Genomic DNA, 20,406 nt, shown 5'->3' with positions numbered 1-20,406 from the left:
GACAACAAGAGATAACATTTCATGCAATCACACCCGTTTGGTAACGAGATTACTGTTGAGACCATTACGACAACATTGGCCGCATTGCAAGGGTGGGAAAATCGTTACCGTCAGGTGATTTTATGGGGCAAGCAGCTGCCCGCACTGCCAGATGACATGCGTGACGAACAACACAAGGTCAATGGCTGTGAAAGTAATGTGTGGCTGTATTGGCACTTAGATGAGCAACAGCAGTATCAACTCTATGCCGATTCTGATGCGCGGATTGTGAAAGGGCTGGTTTGTCTGGTTCTTGCTGCCTATAACAATAAAACCGCAACGCAGATCCGTGCCTTTGATTTTAATGCTTACTTCAGCAGCCTTGGCATGGAGCAGCACTTAACACCAACCAGAAGTAACGGCATAAAAGCGATCGTCGAGCGTATTCAAGCACTGGCTGAATAGAAAAGAATCGCAACCTATAATAAAAGCCCGGCAGGCTACCACACCTGACCGGGCTTAACTGTTCAACGAGGATCAAACAGTAAAAAACAGAGTATCAGTTTTGCTTGGCGAACACGCCATGGGACATAGCGTGTTCTCATGGCTAACGCTTACTTTGCGGTTAGCTTGGCAATAATCCGTGACACAGCAACAAAGCCAAAGGTGGCTGTCACCATTGTCGCGGCACCAAAGCCGCTTGCACAATCCATTCGCTTTTCTCCCTCAGCGGTCGCTTTCATTGCACACACCGAACCATCAGGCTGTGGGTATTTGAGCTGCTCGGTCGAAAACACACATTCGATGCCAAACTTACGCTTCGGATTCTTGGGAAAATTGTGATGGCGACGCAAAGTATCTCTTAGCTTCTTGGCTAGCGGATCTTGAATCGTCTTGGTTAAATCTGCGACTTGAATCTGGGTTGGGTCAATTTGACCTCCAGCCCCACCGGTTGTGATCACCTTGAACTTATTACGCTTACAATAGGCCAACAGAGCCGCTTTCGGTTTCATGCTATCGATAGCATCTAGAATATAATCAAAACGGCCATCAATATATTCGACGATGTTTTCCGGCGTAATGAAGTCATCAATAAGGTTTACCACGCAGTCAGGGTTAATCAAGCGAATACGCTCCGCCATCATCTCAATCTTGCTTTGCCCAATCGTGCCTGTCAGCGCATGGATCTGACGATTAATGTTGGTCACACAAACATCGTCCATGTCGATAAGCGTAATTTCTCCAATCCCAGAACGCGCCAGTGCTTCAGCCGCCCAAGAGCCGACACCACCAATACCAATCACGCAAATATGCGCACCACGTAGGCGCTCAACATTGCTGTTGCCATAGAGGCGGCGAGTACCGCCAAATCGCTGCTCGTATTGTTCGCTAGCAGGAGAAAGATCTTCACGCATCGTGCTTATTCCGGAATCAAAAACAACTAGAGCGCGTTTTATACGCGCTCTTTCTCTATTTGTCCAGATTGGGGCAGCCAGCCTACTGTGCTAGCCCTAACGTCCACACCCGACCAAAGTGCTTGTAGTGACCTGCTTTTCGCCCTGCGTCGCTGCCCATGCCATGATAGAGGTCAAGGTGATTTCTCTTCACTGCGCCGCCAGTATCTAAGGCTACGACTAATCGTAATTCATGCTCACCCGTCCACAGCCCTGTTTCCGTTAGCAAAGGCACCTCAACCAACAACACGCTGCCCATTGGAATGTAATCGCGATCTGCTGCAACACTGGCTTCTGCCAACAATGGAATACCCGCACTACCTATCACATCCAAGGCGTCATTAGCCTTAAAAAAGACATATGATGCATTCTGCTCCATCAATTCAAAGACGCTCGCTTCATCCTGCTGCGAAGCCCAAAGTGTAATCGCTTCCAGTGACATCTGCTCAGCAGGTACTTCGCCGCGCTCAATCAATACTCGCCCAATGCTGCTATAAGGGTGGTTATTCTTACCGCTGTAAGCGAAATACTGTAACTGATCGTCATCACCAAAGTGCACAAAACCACTGCCCTGCACTTCCATCATGAAATTCGCTAGTGGATCAGCACTATAGCCCAACTCTAAGCCTTGCCCGTCAAGGGCTCCCCAGTAGATTTCCGCGCGTGACGGGCAGTTATCTCCACATTGAGGGTTCGCATAGAGCGGATATTGATAAGTGGAATCAGGTTGATGGCGCAACTCAATCACTGGCGAAAAATAGCCAGTCATCAATACATTACCGTAACCATCACTGCCTCCAAGCTGCTTTAGATCCAAGTTAACGTAAGGGAGGGCGTCAATATGCCCGCCCGTTGTTAGCCAAGCATTCACCATCTCATAGAGTTCAGCATACTGTTTTGCCATCGATGGCGAACGGCTCAATACCAACTCACTCTGAGCCAAAAAAGCCTCAGTCTCTTTAAGACTTAACGCCGTATTAATTTCAGTAACGGGATTTAGCATCTCTTCAAACTGACCGTCTAAATACTGCTGCCCTTGTTCGACATTTTTGGCACACCCTGTCAACAGAGCGCCCAATACACATACCTTAATGAAACGTACCAAAATGATTCCTTGTACCCATGATAAAAATAACTATCACTTATTGTGCATCATGTCGCTCAACAACGTGAGCAATGATGACAGAAATGATGGCTTGCACGTTATTTCGTTGCAGCTTATGCCACAAACGAGATAGCAAACCGAAAAGAACGAGTATAGGGTGAGAAAAGGGCAAAACTGTCATGCTTTTGTTTGTCTTCTAACAAGCATTCCCCCCAAAGGAGACGCTAAGTTGCCACCCCAAACACATTTACCACTGAATAAAGATGGCGACGAGTTATGACCCACTTAAGCGAGACTTACGCTCAAAGCGCGCTCGATAGGAAGGGCTTAAACGCACTAACGTTTCCGCGTTGAGTTCGTATTCATACTGCTCCTGACCAATACGGTAACGTAGACTATTGCCATCAAACTCATATTGTGTGGTCACTATCGCGCCACCAACCAAAATACCATCAACATGAATCTCAAATTCATCGGCATTATAGGGGGGAGCATCTTGTTCGCTCCACACCCCATACAGCTGCGAAATAGATATCGCCCCCGTTGAATGTTGTTGTAACACACCAATCGTTACCACACCCATGATGAATAAGCTCAGACCAAGAAATGAAAACAGCATTATTGATTGAAACAATTGGTGGTGTTTGGCTTTCATATTGCTACAGCACTCTCATCAGTAAATTACACATACAAACTGGCAAGTGAAGCATACCTATCAGCTTATTTATCAAATGATTATGCCATCATACACGTAAACACTTGCACTTTCACAAATAGTTCGCTTTAATCTGAATTATTATTCATTTTTTTATCATAGAATGTCAGATTATGAGAATTCGAAGTACCGCGCTAGTCAAAGGATTTAGACAGTCCGCCCCCTACGTTAATGCTCATCACAACAAAACGGTAGTGATTATGTTAGGTGGAGAGGCTATCGCTGATAATAACTTTAGCAATATTCTAAATGACATTGCGTTGTTAAATAGTCTAGGCCTCAAAGTTGTCGTGGTGTATGGCGCTAGACCACAAATCAGTGAACTGCTACAAGCTCACGATATTTCAACCCCATACCATAAAGGTGTTCGCATTACCGATGAACGGAGTCTAGAAATAGCGAAACAAGCGGCAGGGCAACTGCATTTAGATATTACCGCGCGTTTCTCAATGGGTCTTAACAATACACCAATGGCGGGATCGCAAATCACCGTAGTCAGTGGGAACTTCGTTATTGCACAGCCAATTGGGATTGATGACGGCATTGATTACTGCCACAGTGGGCGCATTCGTCGACTGCATATCGACGCAATTCAACGTCAGCTCGATAATGGCAGTATTGTTCTTATGGGCCCCATTGCCAGCAGCGTCACCGGAGAATGCTTTAATCTCAGCTCGGAAGATGTTGCGACCCATGTCGCTATTGGCCTCCATGCCGATAAGTTGATTGGCTATTGTTCACAGCAAGGGCTCACGCTAACCGATGGTGAAGTCATTTCTGAACTTCTCCCCGATGAAGCCGAGATCCATTTAAAACACCGCGAAGCGTTGGGAGACATGCAATCTGGCACCAGCCGATTTCTACGCGGTGCAGTACGCGCTTGTCGGGGGGGCGTTACCCGTAGTCATTTAATCAGCTACAAAGAAGATGGCGCATTAATTCAGGAGCTTTTTTCCGTTGAAGGGATCGGTACGCAAATTGTCATGGAGAGCGCAGAAAGAGTTCGCAATGCTACCATCAACGATATTGGGGGAATTCTTGAGCTTATTCAGCCACTAGAGCAAGACGGCATTTTGGTGCGTCGTTCGCGAGAGCAACTCGAACAAGAAATCGAACGTTTTATTGTTATTGAACGCGATAATGTCACCATTGGTTGTGCTGCGTTATACCCGTTTCCTGATGAAGGCATGGCTGAAATGGCCTGTGTCGCTGTGCATCCCGATTACCGTGATGGCGAGCGCGGTTTAACACTATTAAATAAATTAAAACAGCAAGCGAAAGGGATGGGATTACAGCACCTTTTTGTACTCACTACACGCAGCCTTCACTGGTTCCGAGAGCAAGGTTTTATTGAATCCGATGTCGAGCAACTGCCTGTGGCGAAGCAAGCACTCTACAACTTTCAGCGCCGCTCAAAAATATTGGCGCTGAAGTTGTAGGGGGAGTTAAAGCCATTTAATGAACATGCGAATAATTAGAATATCGCATTGAACTGCACAAATGGGCCGTGCCAAAGATCGGTTCGTTCATAAAGCAAGTAGTATTCATCGCTACTTGCACTATCCGAAGGTGATTGATATGTCCAGTCAACTTTGGCGCGATAGCCTGCTTGCAACGAGAAACCCAAACCGCGCAGCCTAGCTGAACGGCGCTGGTAGGTATAGCCCAACTCAACCGCCGAGGTCACCGCCAGCGCATAGCGACCGTAAATTTTACCCTCGCGGCTACCCACTGCATCTTCCAGTGCATCACGACTTACATTCAACTTATTTAGGCCTAAGCCGAATTCACCATCAATATAGAAGCGGTTATAGTCCAATTCGTAACGACCACCATACGATGTCTCATCGTAACCAAGAACTAGCATATAGCGGTCAACTGAAAAATCACGATCAAACGCTGCACCTTGATAACGGCCATTTTTTTTCTCAAAACCCACTGCGCTTGGAGCATCATAATTAGAAACTCTCAAGCCCAGATACAAGCCCTCTTCCATCACAAACGAGAGACCATACATGTTGTAGTCCGTCTCAAACGCATGATGAAACGCATTACTGTTATCATCGTAATAGTTGACCGTACCACCTGCCGCCATCTTTTCTAGCTCTAGACGCAGCGTCATCGCACCATCAAAGAACCCATTGAAGTCAACAACCGCGGTTAATAACTCAGTACCTTTTGAAACTAAGTTATTGTCACTCTCTTCGGCTTCGCTCGTTAGGTAGTTTACTGTGACCTGCGTGTCTCTGTAGCGGCCTTGCATATAGTAGTTATGCAAAATACTATCATTCATGTCATAGGTTGCGCGTGCGCGCGTGTCATCCCCAGTGCGAATTTTTTGGTTTACTTCCCAACTATTTTGCGTCACGCCATAACCAAACATCATATCAATAGATGATGCGCGTGGCGAAGCCATGCGAACCTCTTCACCAGCCTCATCTAAACCGAGGTTCCATAAATCGTACGTACTCAACTGGTATGTTTGTCTATCACGTGTCGACGTATTCTGAGCCGTCACATAAAGATCAGATCCACGACCAAATACATCCATGTTAGATCCGTAATTGAATCTAGGCGTATTAACTAGGTAGCCACTAGAATATAAGCTGTTGTTACTAAAGCGATAAAGAGAGACACCGCGATTTCTAACATTTAGCCACTCATAAACGCCAACAACCGTTTCATCATTTTTAACCGGGTACGGTGCAACTATGCCATTGAAGTCACTACGGTGATGCAGGTTCGTCTCTGCTGACACCCAATTCGCATACGAGTTAGATGTGTAGAGTTTATTGTCATCATGACCAATAAATGCCACCGCCGTTTGGCCGCTTAAATTATTACCAATCGCCCCAGTACCATAACGGGCTTTTACGGGAAGTTCGATGTTTCGAATATGCCCGCGACTGCCATGTAGCTCCAGCTTATCCTCGTGCAGGCACATCAGATTGCCATTACCATCAACATGCCGTGTCATCGCACGACGACATGATGGCCCAGGAAAGCGCGTCGCATTATGAGAAGAGTACATCGTGTAGTCACGGCAATCGCGTCGCTCACCACACTCGTATTTCACTCTTACGTAAGCGTAAGCGGTGTTTCCGTATTGTGCTTGAGCAAAAATCTCGGCATCGCCCGCACGTCGCGTTTGGTAACCTCGACCATTGCCCATATTAACGGTATAAGCACACTCACCTGTACAGTCCTTATTGGTCTTATAAATAGAGACTTCAGGTGCTCCGTGTTTAGCATAAAAGTCTGCCAGTTCAATGGGAGACTCAAGTGGTTCTTTATATTCATATGCAGATAATGGGTAGACAACAAACAAAAGAGACCAAAACAAATAACGCATTACTTTTCCTAACTACGAATTAATCCATGAATATTGGTGAGATGCTGATAAACCTTTAAATCAAACAGGTTAACCACAGCATAAAGGTGCTCAAATATTTCCGATTGAACATTTTCAAAATGACACCAGTTTGTATCCTTAGTAAAACAATAAATTTCAATCGGAACACCTTGTGAGGAAGAATCTAATTGTCTGACTAATAAAGTGTGTGCATTATTTATGTCATCTCTCGATTTAATATATGACTCAACATAAAGCCTAAATAGACTGGCATTAGTAACACACCGTTTATTCAAGTTATCCCCCACCTTAACAAGGTCATTTTCATGACAAAGCTGAGTGATTTGCTCTTGTATCAGAGGGATTTTTGCTAAGGCTTCTATTTCGCGCATATCTAAAAAACGAATACTGTTCACATCCAATGATATATTACGCTTTATCCTACGCCCCTGGGTCGTCATGCTGCGCCAGTTCTTCAGACCAACATTCAAAATTTCATAGGTAGGAATAATCGAGGTTGTTTTGTCCCAGTTCTCCACTGTCACAACACTTAACGTGATATCTTTAACCTCTCCATCAGCACCATATGCGCCCACTTCTATCCAGTCGCCTTTTCTAACCAAGCGGTGAATATTGATTTTTACTGCTGTAACGGTGCCCAAGATACTGTCTTTAAATAACAATAGTAAAATAGCAGACATCGCACCAACACCACTAACTAGGGCCATAGGAGGAATTTCTAGCAAAATAGCGACCATCATAAAAAACAAAATTGCCACACTAATTAATTTAATTAGCTCAGCAAAAGGCTTGATCGGTATTTCTCCGCTATTCTGACGATGACTAAATTTATATTCAAAGAAATCCAATATAGAGTGAGCCATTAACACCGCAAAAATGGCAGCACCGGCTTCGGACAACTTACTGTACCAACCATAAACATCAAAATATCTAAACCAAAAGATGGAAAACAAAAAACCAACAAAATACTGCGCACGATGTATAAACTTAACCTCATGCGCTTTTTTCTCACCACTTGCTCTAAAGTTCAAAAATATACTTAATGTCGTTCTTACCAACCAAGGGATAATACAAAATGAAAACAGTGTGACCGCAATTTGGAAAAAATGCTTTTCAAACTCTGAAAAAGTGATATAAAAATTCTTTAGCGATTCTAAAAACTGCACAATTCTAACCATATAGATGAAAGAAGAGCTTAAGCAGCACAATGCAGCTCAAGCTCTTTTTAGTTTTATGCTATTGCGTCAAACGCAATAATTCTTCTTCTAAGCTATCCAATGCTTTTTGAGTACGAAACTCTTCGTACATCGCCGCTTCGTTCGTTGGGTCTATAACCTCACCAGATGCGGTAACGATATCAGAGAAAATACCTTTAACCAGCTCCTCTGGAATCGCCGCCATTGCACAAATTTGGGTCTGACCATTAATCAATCCAGTATCAACGTTCACAATCTGTGCGCCAACCATGCGTACATCAGACACACTCTTCGCGACACTCTCAAACGTCTCACCAGTCTGTGTGCCTTCCGCACTGTTATTCATACGCGAATAAGTGCGATCCATGACGCTGGCTTTAACATTGATGCTTTGTGCCAGCGAGTTACGAGCGCCCGCTTCAGCATGACGCTTATCGATATTGAAGTTATTGGTGGCATTGACACAACTCGACGCAGCAAGACCATCGGTCACTGACGGAGACAATACCCAACTTGGTAAATCATACGCTTTGTGTTCAGCAACGCTTTCTGCTGTTGACGCACATGCCGTTAAAAGCGTGGCCGCAGCCAAAGTAAAAATAATATTACGTTTCATCTATTTTCCTCAATTAAGTAATAATCGGCCATCTTTATCTATTGAGAGCTGCAAGGCACTGTTCGTTTCAGCAACGGTTAACGCTATCAGCTCACGAGACAAGCTCTCTATAGATAGACGACTTCGGAACTGCAGGATTTGAACACCGTCATCGTCAATGGTCTTTAGACTATTGACGTAAGGTGATTGTCGTAGCGTCTGTGCAAGATCAACGACCGCTATATTCGCAGAGCGAGAAAGCGCAATTTCACGCAAAATGCCACCAGCTGCATGCAAGGCTAATAACGCGCTATCGACGCTGTGCATAACAGCTTCGCTATTCTGATTTAAATGCACATTGGCGAGGCGCGTTTGAATATCATCGGCGATTGGCAAAGAAAGACTTCTTGCTTCATTACCCCAACGACCAAGCTGCAGACCGTCTTTATCAACAAACGATAAATGAATGCCTAATTGCGCATGTTCGTCCGCGGTATTCAATGACGTCTCTGCAACAATCACAATATCGGCATCACCCACACGTTGACTACTCAACCAACCGCGTTCGGCCATTTGTGCTTGAAGATAGTGAGCGATCGCAGGGGTATCAGTGTGAATTAAAAAGCGCGGCTGACCAACTAACTGGTAATGATCCTGCGCTAGCTCAGCCAAGGCGTCTTCATCTAGCTCCATTTCAACAATTACTGTTGCAATGCCATTTATCTCGTGGCGCTCTAAAACCAGCCAATTTTTAACAATGGATTGAGGCACGACAGCGAGATGAGCAAAACCAGAAACATCCTCAACCATGCCCGTTAACGCACTAACGATACCTTGGCGAAGCGCTGCAACTTCTGCAGCTTGAACAGCTGAATGTTGCCCGCTTGCCGCAGATGACGCTTGAATGCGCAGTTGCACGCCATCATCACTCTCCCACTCCCAATCAAGCCCATCGCTACTATTTTCTATCGTTAACTCATAGTGAACCGGAAGGCACGTTTCACTGCCTTGCAGGTACGTTGAACCATACGAGAAGCGGTCTTGCTCTTGATGTACTCGTTGAATAAATTGCTCGTTAGTTGGCAATGATTCACTCTTCGAAAGGAGCAACCGTTGTGACTCAAACGCACGAATCGCATGCTCTAGCGCGGCATCTTTTGCGTCAGCAATCGCGCTCGCTCCTCGGCCATAACTGCACGTGGAAAACGCGAGCTGCCAACCATTATCCATTTCAGATAACTGCTGAGCTTGTGCCGATGCTAAGAGAAAAAAGGCGCCCGTAAGCGCCATTTTTTTTATCACCATTACAGCGTACCACTCGCCGATATACGATTTTGCAAGAAACTCTTCGGTGTGCCGACACTAACAGCAAACAGTTTTGCGTCTGCGGCAGGACGATAAATACCGTCTTTCGATTCGCCTTGAATACGTTTAGCATCACGAGAGTCTTTCCAACGAATAATGCGCCCCTGTGATTCAATATCACTTGGATTAACCGTTGCGACACCAATTGGTTCTGCAAAACCATAACTGTATTCAAACACTACCATCGTTTCTTCAGGTAGAATGCCCGCATTCTGACCACGGTCTAATGAGATACGGTCACCACGAATACCCAGCACTTGTGCGGTTGCGGGCATCTCTGACAGCATACGGCTTAGTGCAATACCAAAACCTCGCGCCGACATATCATTGAATACGCTAGAAACTGCATTCGCATCAAAGAAGTCAAATCCGCCTTCTATCTTGCCCGACTGCATCCAGAATTGCATTTCGCTCATCGCTTTCACATCTTGCGTGCGAACTTTGATACGACCAACATTGGGATAGCTAATCTTTTCGCGAGTATACGGGTCTAAAAATCCAATGGTAAAATCCAAACCAAAATCAACAAGGTTGCTTGATCCCGCCTGAACTAACTCGCCCATTTTTACGGTATCAATTGTCATTGCATAATCCGGATGAAGAACACCATTCTTCATTCGGTGTGCCAATTCGGCGTCAGACATATCTTGAGAGATATCGCCTAAGATGTTCATTGCTCGCTCATCGCCAGAAACAATACGGAAACGATTCAAGCCAACAATTTGGTTTTCGAACTGATTTAACAACTGACTATTATCGTAGGCACGCACTGTAGACAACCAATCATTTGGGTTATCACCGTCTGCCGTGGTTGGATCTGTCATGTAAAGACGAAGGACTTTTTTACTTAATGGGCACTCTGGATGCTCATTGTTAACTTCAAACGTACACTTATCGATACCACGCGTGCTGTAATACGCTGGTAGCTCAATATCTGCATCGGTAAATTGCTCTGCTGGCTTGCCATATTCATAGCCGGACGAGTTTCCCGTCGTTTCTGTTTGCAGTCGCGACTGAGGCTGGCTTGTTGACTGACACCCCGCCAAAACAATTCCAGTGGCAAGTAAGGTAATAAGATGGCGTTTTTGCATAGTAATTATGCTCCTTCGGCAATAGAAATTCGTTCTTGAAGCGCTTTATCAGCCGCCTTCATATCATCAAGGAAACTCTTCTCAGCATTGATAAGAGATTGCCCTTCGTTAACAATCGAAAGGCGTGTTTGCATCTGTTCAAGCGTTAAAGGCAAGGTGTCACCTTCAGGGTCAAGCTCGCCTTGAATGCGCTTTATTACTTCGATTTTGGCAATCGTTGTCATATTCTCTGCAAATAGCAGCGTCGTTTCCGCCGTTACGAGTCCAAGCTCAATCGCTAACTCCATATTTTGCTCGAAAATCGCGTCTTGAGCCTGTTGATATTGAGCAAATTTTTTCGCCATTTCCTCATTATCAATCAGTTGCTCTGCTATCTCTTCATTGCTCAAACCTAACGCTGCGTGAGCAGCAAAGAATTGCTCAACATCTTTATGGTTTTCACGAATAGTTCGGTACTCACCAGCCGCAGCACATTGACGGCGCGTTACTGCCAATAGGGCTTGAGAAGCTTGATCAAAGGTTGGTGAATATTGTTGATAACCTGATGTATGGGCTTCACAGCGCTGGGCAAGATCATTTAACAACTCTTCACGATCATCCCAAATACCAACTTGGGTACTTGAGCAAGCAGAAACCAATAGCGCGCCTAGCACAACTGATAGTAATTTAATTTTCATTGGTGTTTATTCCTACAATCCGAACTAATCCATTAACTAAGAATGATTCACGTACTTTTTTATCTAGGTATGCCGTTGCCGCTGATTTTGAATGCAATGGCTCACTCATAAAATCCAATTCACGTTGCAGAACATTATCTATTTGTCCCTGCTCACGAACGTCGATAACTAACCTTCTCGCTGCGACGATCTTCCCAGATGAAGAGGCCTGCTTTTCTTTCGAACGCACAACCAGTTGCAATGGTGCGCTAGGGTGGATCGCGATACCTAATGCCAGTGCATTGTCATGCAATGCTTCGATAGCTACCTGACTACGTGCATCACCTGTTACATTGAGTGACAAAGGCTGAATATTTTGAGAATGGACAGCATTGAGGTGTTGGTATCTGGCCACTAAATGTTCGGTTTCTTTAGAGTCAATATCTAAACCAATCAATACTCGGATATAACGCTGACTTTGAGACAACAACACATCGTTGCTGATTGCTTGAATTAACTGACGATATGCCGACGTAGCTGGCGTGTTGGTAATATGGCCTTCAACTTGGTTGAGCGCATTCTCTGCTTCTAATTGATAAAGAGACTCGATATGCGCACGTTCAACTGAAATAACAACTTGTTGCTGACCAGCAAATTCATTACGCTCAACAATGGTGTAGGAAGGTATCAATAATTCATCGGTGTGGACGGTTGATGCTGACAAAAACTGACTACCAGAGACTCCATTTTGGCTAGAAAGTAGTGTCTTCTCTTCAACGGAAATCCGAGCAGAGAGACGCATCGCAATTTGTGCCAACGCATCTCGCTCTGCCTCCGATGACACCTCACCATAACCAATCCCAAAAATAGCGTTTTCGGTATCGCTTGGTGCCTGAGTTGCCATTGATGATAAAGAACAAAACAGAGTGACGGCGAATAGAATTCTGCGCATTATATCTGCCCCTGGTACATCTCTTTACGCTCAGTCACTTTTTTCAGGTAATGAATGGTTTCTTCGTAAGGCAAGTTAGCCATAAGGTTTTCATAGACCTCTTGAGGGCTCAGTGTGTTGATTTTCTCCACTGCGGCAGACAAGCGACGCTCACCAAAAGCTCGAGCCACATTGCCCGCCCCTGTGTTGTATGCTGCAATCACACAATACTCTCGGCTTTGCGGATCTTTAATTGCGCGCAAATAGCGTGAATTAAGAATGTCCAAATATGCCGTGCCAGCTTCAATGTTATACTCTGGCTGATAAAGATCTTGCTCATTCATTGGGCGATCGACGTTATGCACGATACGGTTTACGTCATGTCCTGCACTAGTCGTGACCACTTGCATGAGTCCAAATGCTGGAATTGGCGACCGTGCCCGTGGGTTGAAACTTGATTCTGAATGCATAATCGCAACAATCAGCGCAGGTTCAACATCAAATACCTCACTTTGATGGTAAATGTCATCAAGGTAAGGGGCCACGCGCTTCTCCAAGCTGCTGTTCGGCATTTTCAATCGATAAGTAATCACTGGAGTCTCATCTATCGTCATATCTCTCTGCTCTTGATACAACGCTGAGAGCTCATTCATGCGCGATTTAGCATCAACAACTAAGGTCTCTTTCTCTTGGCGAAGTAAATCGTCATCAATGGTATGTTGCGACATCATTTCAATAGAGCTGGCCGTTTTATCGATATCTTGCAGCTGTAAGTTGGCCTGCTTTAATATTTCTCGCAGCGCTTCGCGCTCTTGCTCGACTGAATAAGAAATATCGCGCTGCTCTATTACAACCGTTTCTTTAAGATCCTCACCTTTGAGGTGGAAAACGTTTAACTCTGGATTTGCCAGTTGTTGCGAAATAAACGATTCAAGTTGTTCATTCGAGAGCATCTCTCCGTCACGAACCTCTATCACTAACTCATTCGCTTCAAAGTCGATCACTGTTCGCTGGTTCTCTTCATAAAGTACCGCAACATGCTCGCTATCGACTTGGGTATCACCCCACGCAATCACGGATGACGCCCGCTCTGCATCCCACTTTTCAAGAAAGGCTTTTCGCCAAGTTGAGTATTCCTGCAGGTGTGCTTTGTACCAAGCTTGGAATTCCAATCTATCCTCTTCTGGAGAACGGTTTAATTCTGCAACAGCCTGTTCTAGATCAGCGAATGAATCTGCGTAAATAGTCGAACTGAAAAGGACACAGCTTATCACTGAAGGAAGGAGATATTTTTTCATCTTGGTTCCTTAAAGAAAATACATCGCATATTCGTAACGAGTCAGCATCATGTCCAATGCTTCATCCACATCGTTTTCAAAAACAATAAAAGTATTCGCCAGCTGTTGGCGTAGATCGTTTTTGAGAGACTGAGTATTCTCTTTTTGATTCAGTACATAACCTCTATCTAAAGAAACAATTTTTTCTGGTGATAATTGATGCTCAGGGATGTAGTTATACTGTCCAACAAGCACTTGTTGGAAGAGTGCATTTCGGCCCATTTCAACGGCATCTAAATAGTATTCAACATTGCCACTTTCAAAGAAGTAATCATCAGGGTATTCAATCATCTCGTTATTAGACTGGGTGAACAGTGCCCCTTCGATATAAGGGATATCAGCCTTAAATTCCGTATTGAGCGCCTGAATGGCATAGCCAGTAATTCGGTTATTTTTATGGCTAATCGAGAGTAAGAATTTATCGAAGTTGAAATAGCCAAAATGTAGGTCTGGATCGATACGCGAAGTTTTAACCGCCTGAGGTAATCCAATTGATGACAAAACATACTCATACGAATGACCAACACTAATTCGATTAATCAATGCGTACTCATTTGTATTTGTCCAGTTAGCGACAACCCGCTGATAAGCATTAATCAGTACCGCTTCTGTATCATTCCAATTTCCAATAGAAACGATCATTGCTGCGACATAAAAAATAGCAGATTTAGCTTTAATAACATCTAGGCGAATTTGCATAGGTAAACATTAAATACGTGACTTTAATTCAGAATAATACCTATAAAGCGTTAAAACTTCCTTACATACATTAAAAAAGTGTTCAAGCTCCAAAAATAGTCAAGTTAATTTAGCGTCAAGATTAGCTCAGTAATCAATCGATTGTTAACAAGTTAACAATCCAAAACCAAGGGATAGTTAAATGCTATACCTGCAATGAATTATAGGCTCTGCACTATTTACTGGAGATATACAGCGTGAGGATTGCAAGGGGGAATAGCCCCCAAGAATAATTGTAACAAAGAGTGTCAGTTAATTACTTCCGTATTTTTTAAGCCCGCTAAATCGATAAATTCGCTGCGAAACACCTTGCCGCATTACTTCACTTGATGCATATAAAGTGAGTGCCTTTTTAGAGCGTGTAATACCGGTATAAATTAATTCCCGCGTCACAATAGGGCTCGGTTTCGCGGGCAACAGCAAATATACATTATCAAATTCCGATCCTTGGGATTTGTGAATCGTCATCGCATAGGCTGTTTCGTGGGTTGGTATACGGCTGGGTAGAAAACCTTTAATGGTTCCATCAGGCAACTCGAAGTAGACCCGCAGTCGCTGCTGCTCGGCATCAAACAAGGTGATGCCTATATCACCATTCGATAAACCTAATGCAAAGTCATTGCGGCTGATCATAACCGGACGCCCAACGTACCATGTCTCATCTCGTGCTCCAATCAAACCTTGCTGGCGTAAAGCCCGCTCTATGCGCTGATTCATGCCTTCAACCCCAGTATCACCTTCACGCAGTGCACACAGCAGTCGCACTTGATTGTAATACTTTAAAACCGCCGGTGCTGATTGACCCTCTTTCGCAGCCACAAAATAACGACGGTATTCAGTGATCAAACGCTGGATCAAGCCGGCATAATTTTCAGCGCTCAGTTCATAGCGAGCTATATCACTATAATGCTGAGCCCAAACCTGCTCAACCTGAGCGACATTGCCCGCATTCACGGCACTAGCAAGCTGTCCAATCCCCGATTGAGCATGAAAGCGGTGGCTCTTTCGCAACATGCACAAGCCATCAGCCAGCGGCTGCGATCGACCGCTAGCAGGTAGAGAGTAACCTGTCAGCATCGACAATGCTTGAGCCTGCTCAGGTGAGTAGCCCAACTCAGCCAGTTGACAAATATCTCCAAGCACACTGCCGGCTTCTACTGAAGCCAGCTGATCTTTGTCACCGAGCAGCACCAGTCGTGCATGAGGGGGCAAAGCTTCTAGTAAGCGCGCCATCATACTTAGGTCAACCATCGATGCTTCATCCACCACCAGCACATCAAGGTGCAGTGGGTTCTGCGAATGATGCCGGAAACCCGCACGGTGCGGAATGGCTCCCAGTAGCCGGTGAATCGTCGTGGCATCAGTTGGAATATGGTTTTTTAGTTCAGGTGAAACTGGCAAAGATGCCAATGCCCCCCCTATCGATTCGGTTAAACGGGCAGCCGCCTTTCCTGTGGGTGCGACGAGCTTGATCAATGGCGGTACTTCATCATCGATCAATGCGGCCAACAAACGGATCACCGTCGTGGTTTTTCCTGTCCCTGGCCCGCCAGATATCACACTGAAACGGCGTGATAACGCCACTGCTGCTGCCACCTTTTGCCAATTCAAACAAGCGGACGTGGGGACCAACTGATCGAGCTGTTGCAACGTTTCAACCCGTCCATCTGCAGCCAATACCTTGTCAATCTCTTCCCAAGGTAGCGTTTGAGGTGAGACGACGTCTAATACATCAATCAGAACTTGGCGACGTGCCTGTGTTGTCGCGCAATGACTTAACTTATCACTTAAGAAAAGGTAGCGTCGTTCAAAGAGCCGCCCTAAGCGTTGTACATGTTGTTCGTCGAGAGGCTGAGGGGTCAATTTCGACGCTAAATAGTGAGTGATCACTTGCTCATCTCGCCAAAAGCGTGCCAAGTAGAGGCGATTGTCCTCTATCACCAATGGTGTCGGGTCGCTGCCATGCCCTATCGCAATACAAGCAGCCATTGCGGTGAGCGGCTCATCAAGAACAACCCCTTCCAATAGCCAAAGACGATCTTGCGTGGACAGTTCAAACCAATGCTGCGACTGCGCTAGCGAAATGCAAGTATGTCCTTGCCCTGCCCGATAGCTTAATTGCGCAGCCCAGAGTACCACGGTAGATGAGGCGCCAGATTGCAAAGAAATGTAACGCGCGAGCTGGTAATCAATCGCTCTTAGAGTACCGCGATCCATTAGCTCCGATAGTTTAATTAATAGCGTTTTCACTGCCCTTGCTCTCCTTTCATAATGGCATCAAATGCCACAACCAACGATTTATCAGGGCGGGCATAATGAATCCCTGTTTGCCCAGCAGCATCAATACCACGTAGAAAGAGGTAATAGACCCCACCAAAATGCACGTCATAGTCGTAATCCGTTATTCGACTAGAAAGGTAGCGGTGGAGGGCTAACGTATAAAGCTGGTACTGTAAGTCATAGCGATGTTCAGTAATCGCAGTTTGCAACTTTTCAGGGGTATAATCCGAGGGCTGCTCGCCCAACCAGTTGGATTTCCAGTCCAAGACATAGAAACGCCCTTGGTGTTCAAAGATCAGGTCAATAAAGCCTTTCAGCATTCCACTCACCGTTTCAAAACCGAGCTGGGGTGCTTTTGCAGCAATAGGATCATGGGTGGCCAACAGCTTATTTACGGCATGGGCTGTCAAACGTTCAACTGGAAACATAAACTCCATTTCAGTCAACCGCTGCGCACTGCATTTACTGTTTAGGCGCAAGCTATCGCCATCTAATGGACAGGCCAATACTTGGTCGATCAGCAATTGGATCACGGGTAGCCAATCGCTATCATAGCCCTCTTTTTCAAGCTGATGCAGGATAACACCTTGATTGACTTCACTGCTCGCGGGTTGGGTAAAGTCCACTAACTCAAACAGCGTATGAAGAAAGGTGCCGGGTCCTGCCCCTTTCGGAAAGTCAGCAATTGTTCGTACGCTCTCCAATGCTAGCCGCTCTTCAATCTCGGCTGTCGGGGTTGCGGCATCGAGGTCAAATCCAGGCATCTCAAACGAAGCGTCGTAATGATGCCCTTGGCGACTTAAGCCAGAATAACTCGTCAACCACCAGTTTGCGCTCGGGCCACGTTGGAAAACTGCAGCGTCAATCGTGGTCGTGATCTCTGCTGGCGGCGTATATATGACGTCACTCTCTTCCATTGTTAAACTGCACGCCTGTCCACTGTATGCTATATACCGTGCCACCGCAGCAGACCAATCGGCACAATTTCCCGCATCAGCCCCTTGCCATAACCAACCAATCGCAGTGTGGTGCATACCCGTCGGCTCTTTACTGCTGCGCCCATTGCGGATCGGAGCAACGCCGAGGTAACACCCATACACCGCGCGAGTCACTGCCACGTAAAGAAGACGTAAATCTTCAGCCAGGCGCTCTTCATCCGCTTTTTCGATATTGCTGGATTGATTATATAGATCCAACAATGCCGCACTTTGTCCTTCCTGGTGATATAGCGCCGTCGTCGCCATGCGGTAATGACAAATAAATGGCAAAAAGACCAGATCATATTCCAGCCCTTTCGATTTATGAATCGTCACTATTTGCACCAGATTGCGCTCAGATTCCAGACGAACTTGCTCATCATCACTCTGCTGGGCAGGCAAGGAAATTTGCTGCTCAAACCAGCGTAACAGCGCCGGGTCACTGTCTAGCTCTTGGCGTTGACTTTGCAACAACTCACCAATATGCAATAAATCAGTCAGCTGCCGTTCTCCATCTTGCTGTGCCAATAATCGCTCCGCGATTTGGCGGCGCTGGAGCAGTTGCCGCAACATCGGCATGACACCACGACGTTGCCATGCCTGAGCATAATCTCGAAACTCCGAAACAACCTTTTCCCACTCTTGTTCATCGTGATTGAGTCGGTCAAGCTGTAGTGCTGTTAGCGAAAACAGTGCTGTCGCTAAGGCTGCACGCAAACGCTGCTCATCTTCTGGCATCAACACCGCATGAAGGATACGCACTAAATCCATCGCGATCGGTTGAGAAAATACACTATCACGGTTCGACAAGTAGACACTGTCAACACCTCGCTCAGCCAGTGCCTGTTTGATTAAACGCGCTTCGTAACCCGTTCGCACTAACACCGCCATATTTCCCGGCTGTAGCGGTTTAACTTGCCCTTCTTGGCCCAGAACCACATCGCCCTGTTGCGATAAAGAGAGCAATCTCGCCATCTCTGCCGCAGCGGTCACTGCCATCTGCTGGCGATAGACTTCAGCACTGAGTGGCTGCGACTCTTGCCCTTTTTTACTCTCTTTCACGGTTGCCGCCGCTTGCCATATCTGCATGGCAGGCATGCGCTGCCCGTCTACCCACCAGCCACGCTGCTCTGCCCCTGATGCTGGGTTCACCGGAAAAAAGGGAATATCGTCATCGTAAACAAATGGCTTATCCGCCACAGAAAAAACCGCATTAGCTGCCGCGATCATCTCTGCAGATGAACGCCAATTGGTATTCAGTGTATAGTGGGCTGATACTTGCCTACGCGCTTGAATATAGGTGAAAATATCGGCGCCGCGAAACGCATAAATCGCCTGCTTGGGATCGCCAATCATCAGTAGTCCAGCATCGGCCACGGCAGAGGCGTATACCGAAGAAAAGATATGGTATTGCAGCGGATCGGTATCCTGAAACTCATCAATCATCGCCACCGGATATAATTCGCGAATACGTTCCGCCAACAGCGCACCATTTTCTTGATCCAGCGCCCGACTCAATTGCGTTAATAAATCATCAAACGACAACCAAGCATTCTGCGCCTTTAAGCTGGCTAACCCTTGACGGCAATGTCCAATGGCATCGGCCAGCAACGGTGCCTTCAGGGAAGGAGGAGATGCCAACAGTTCGGTAATTTGATCAAACACATCATGGATTGGTGGTGTCCCCTTGGCCGTTTTTTCAATAAGTACTTGCTGGTCGAATTTTTCAAGCGCCTTTGGAAGTTGATAATCAACAGAAGGCGCTTGTGCCCATTGCGTAACCTCATCGAGCGCTTTAGGCAAACTGGTTTTTGTGTAGCTGCGCTTATTTACCCCAGACTCACTGATCAGCGCATGAAACGCATGGGCATCCGCTAGCCAAGCCGACTTAACGGCTCCAATTCGCTCAAGGTTCTCTTTATGTAGTTGTTCGAGTTTTTCTGGCGCGGCCTCTGTTTCAATATGCAGTGGGGCACCGCTCAAATAACTATCGATCTCTTTGTAGAGCTGATAGGGGCTTTGCCATTCAAGTCGAATTAATTCTGCCAGTTCCGCTTGTAATGGATAGAAGCGTCGACGCCAGTAATCAGCGACCGCTTGATAACGCAGACGACTTTCATCAGTAATAAATTCATTTTCAAATAGAGCGCCAGACTCAAACGCATTTTGGCTCAGCATACGTTGGCAAAAGCCATGAATCGTATAAATGGCAGCTTCATCCATCTGTCGCTCAGCTTCTAACAAGCGCTTGGCTGCCATTCGATGGTCTTGTGTGGCTTGTAACAACGGCGCGATGACGGGATCGTCGCTCTCCCCTAACGTAAAAGCGCATCGAGCATCGTGAATCCGGCGCCGAATTCGATCCCGCAGCTCCGCGGTTGCAGCTTCCGTAAACGTCACCACTAGAATTTCATTCACATTCAATGGCCGCGGCGCAGCGCTGTCACCACCATGACCAAGCAGCAAGCGTAAATAGAGCCCTGCGATGGTAAACGTTTTTCCGGTGCCGGCTGACGCTTCAATTAATCGCATTCCGGTTAATGGCAAGGTCATTGGGTCGAGTTGTTCTGGCACTTGCGTCATTCTTTCTCTCAATTCAATCTAGTGGTTGCGA

General features: G+C 46.0%; 16 protein-coding genes. 2 read left to right on the top strand and 14 right to left on the bottom strand.

Annotated features, from left to right (window positions below; genetic code table 11):
• Positions 1–21: 21 nt before the first annotated feature.
• Positions 22–444, top strand: a complete 423-nt coding sequence (csdE, locus tag ACKLNH_RS18510; RefSeq protein ID WP_413113744.1) for a cysteine desulfurase sulfur acceptor subunit CsdE — start codon at positions 22–24, stop codon at positions 442–444.
• 149 nt (positions 445–593) lie between these two features.
• Here the strand turns inward: csdE and tcdA are convergent, their stop codons facing one another.
• The 3 genes from tcdA to ACKLNH_RS18495 all read right to left on the bottom strand — a co-directional run bounded on the left by tcdA (position 594) and on the right by ACKLNH_RS18495 (position 3,193).
• Complete coding sequence (gene tcdA, locus ACKLNH_RS18505; RefSeq protein WP_413113743.1) at positions 594–1,394, bottom strand: tRNA cyclic N6-threonylcarbamoyladenosine(37) synthase TcdA; 801 nt, start codon at positions 1,392–1,394, stop codon at positions 594–596.
• Positions 1,395–1,476: 82 nt separating this feature from the next.
• Positions 1,477–2,538 (bottom strand): murein transglycosylase A, encoded by a 1,062-nt coding sequence (gene mltA / locus ACKLNH_RS18500; protein WP_413113742.1) that lies wholly within the window; start codon positions 2,536–2,538, stop codon positions 1,477–1,479.
• 274 nt (positions 2,539–2,812) lie between these two features.
• Positions 2,813–3,193: a DUF2850 domain-containing protein gene (locus tag ACKLNH_RS18495; protein WP_413113741.1), complete on the bottom strand. Its 381-nt coding sequence runs from the start codon at positions 3,191–3,193 to the stop codon at positions 2,813–2,815.
• A gap of 173 nt (positions 3,194–3,366) precedes the next feature.
• Here ACKLNH_RS18495 and argA point away from each other — a divergent pair, with 173 nt between their 5' ends.
• Positions 3,367–4,692: an amino-acid N-acetyltransferase gene (argA, locus tag ACKLNH_RS18490; RefSeq protein WP_413113740.1), complete on the top strand. Its 1,326-nt coding sequence runs from the start codon at positions 3,367–3,369 to the stop codon at positions 4,690–4,692.
• Positions 4,693–4,727: 35 nt separating this feature from the next.
• Here the strand turns inward: argA and ACKLNH_RS18485 are convergent, their stop codons facing one another.
• The 11 genes from ACKLNH_RS18485 to recB form a co-directional block, all read right to left on the bottom strand.
• The gene (locus ACKLNH_RS18485; RefSeq protein ID WP_413113739.1) at positions 4,728–6,605 is read right to left on the bottom strand and encodes a hypothetical protein; all 1,878 of its coding nucleotides are present in this window, start codon (positions 6,603–6,605) and stop codon (positions 4,728–4,730) included.
• An 8-nt stretch (positions 6,606–6,613) separates the two neighbouring features.
• Positions 6,614–7,792, bottom strand: coding sequence for a mechanosensitive ion channel family protein (locus tag ACKLNH_RS18480; RefSeq protein ID WP_413113738.1), 1,179 nt, complete (start codon positions 7,790–7,792; stop codon positions 6,614–6,616).
• Positions 7,793–7,862: 70 nt separating this feature from the next.
• A complete protein-coding gene (locus tag ACKLNH_RS18475) occupies positions 7,863–8,438 on the bottom strand; it encodes a hypothetical protein (RefSeq protein ID WP_413113737.1) in 576 nt (191 codons plus the stop codon).
• Positions 8,439–8,447: 9 nt separating this feature from the next.
• Entirely contained in the window at positions 8,448–9,722 is a 1,275-nt protein-coding gene (locus ACKLNH_RS18470; protein WP_413113736.1) for a hypothetical protein, read from the bottom strand.
• Positions 9,722–10,873 (bottom strand): hypothetical protein, encoded by a 1,152-nt coding sequence (locus tag ACKLNH_RS18465; protein ID WP_413113735.1) that lies wholly within the window; start codon positions 10,871–10,873, stop codon positions 9,722–9,724. Before ACKLNH_RS18465 ends, ACKLNH_RS18470 begins: the two co-directional genes overlap by 1 nt.
• A gap of 5 nt (positions 10,874–10,878) precedes the next feature.
• A complete protein-coding gene (locus ACKLNH_RS18460) occupies positions 10,879–11,550 on the bottom strand; it encodes a hypothetical protein (RefSeq protein WP_413113734.1) in 672 nt (223 codons plus the stop codon).
• A complete protein-coding gene (locus ACKLNH_RS18455; protein ID WP_413113733.1) occupies positions 11,540–12,481 on the bottom strand; it encodes a hypothetical protein in 942 nt (313 codons plus the stop codon). Before ACKLNH_RS18455 ends, ACKLNH_RS18460 begins: the two co-directional genes overlap by 11 nt.
• The gene (locus ACKLNH_RS18450) at positions 12,481–13,758 is read right to left on the bottom strand and encodes a transglycosylase SLT domain-containing protein (RefSeq protein ID WP_413113732.1); all 1,278 of its coding nucleotides are present in this window, start codon (positions 13,756–13,758) and stop codon (positions 12,481–12,483) included. Before ACKLNH_RS18450 ends, ACKLNH_RS18455 begins: the two co-directional genes overlap by 1 nt.
• A 9-nt stretch (positions 13,759–13,767) precedes the next feature.
• Positions 13,768–14,496, bottom strand: a complete 729-nt coding sequence (locus tag ACKLNH_RS18445) for an ETEC_3214 domain-containing protein (protein WP_413113731.1) — start codon at positions 14,494–14,496, stop codon at positions 13,768–13,770.
• Between the two features lie 291 nt (positions 14,497–14,787).
• On the bottom strand, positions 14,788–16,785 hold the full coding sequence (gene recD, locus ACKLNH_RS18440; protein ID WP_413113730.1) for an exodeoxyribonuclease V subunit alpha: 1,998 nt from the start codon (positions 16,783–16,785) through the stop codon (positions 14,788–14,790).
• Positions 16,782–20,375: an exodeoxyribonuclease V subunit beta gene (recB, locus tag ACKLNH_RS18435; protein ID WP_413113729.1), complete on the bottom strand. Its 3,594-nt coding sequence runs from the start codon at positions 20,373–20,375 to the stop codon at positions 16,782–16,784. Before recB ends, recD begins: the two co-directional genes overlap by 4 nt.
• Positions 20,376–20,406 lie beyond the last annotated feature (31 nt).

It is taken from the genome of Thaumasiovibrio clandestinus (assembly GCF_047250365.1).
Lineage (GTDB): Bacteria > Pseudomonadota > Gammaproteobacteria > Enterobacterales > Vibrionaceae > Thaumasiovibrio.
This window is presented reverse-complemented; position numbering and strand designations above follow the sequence as displayed.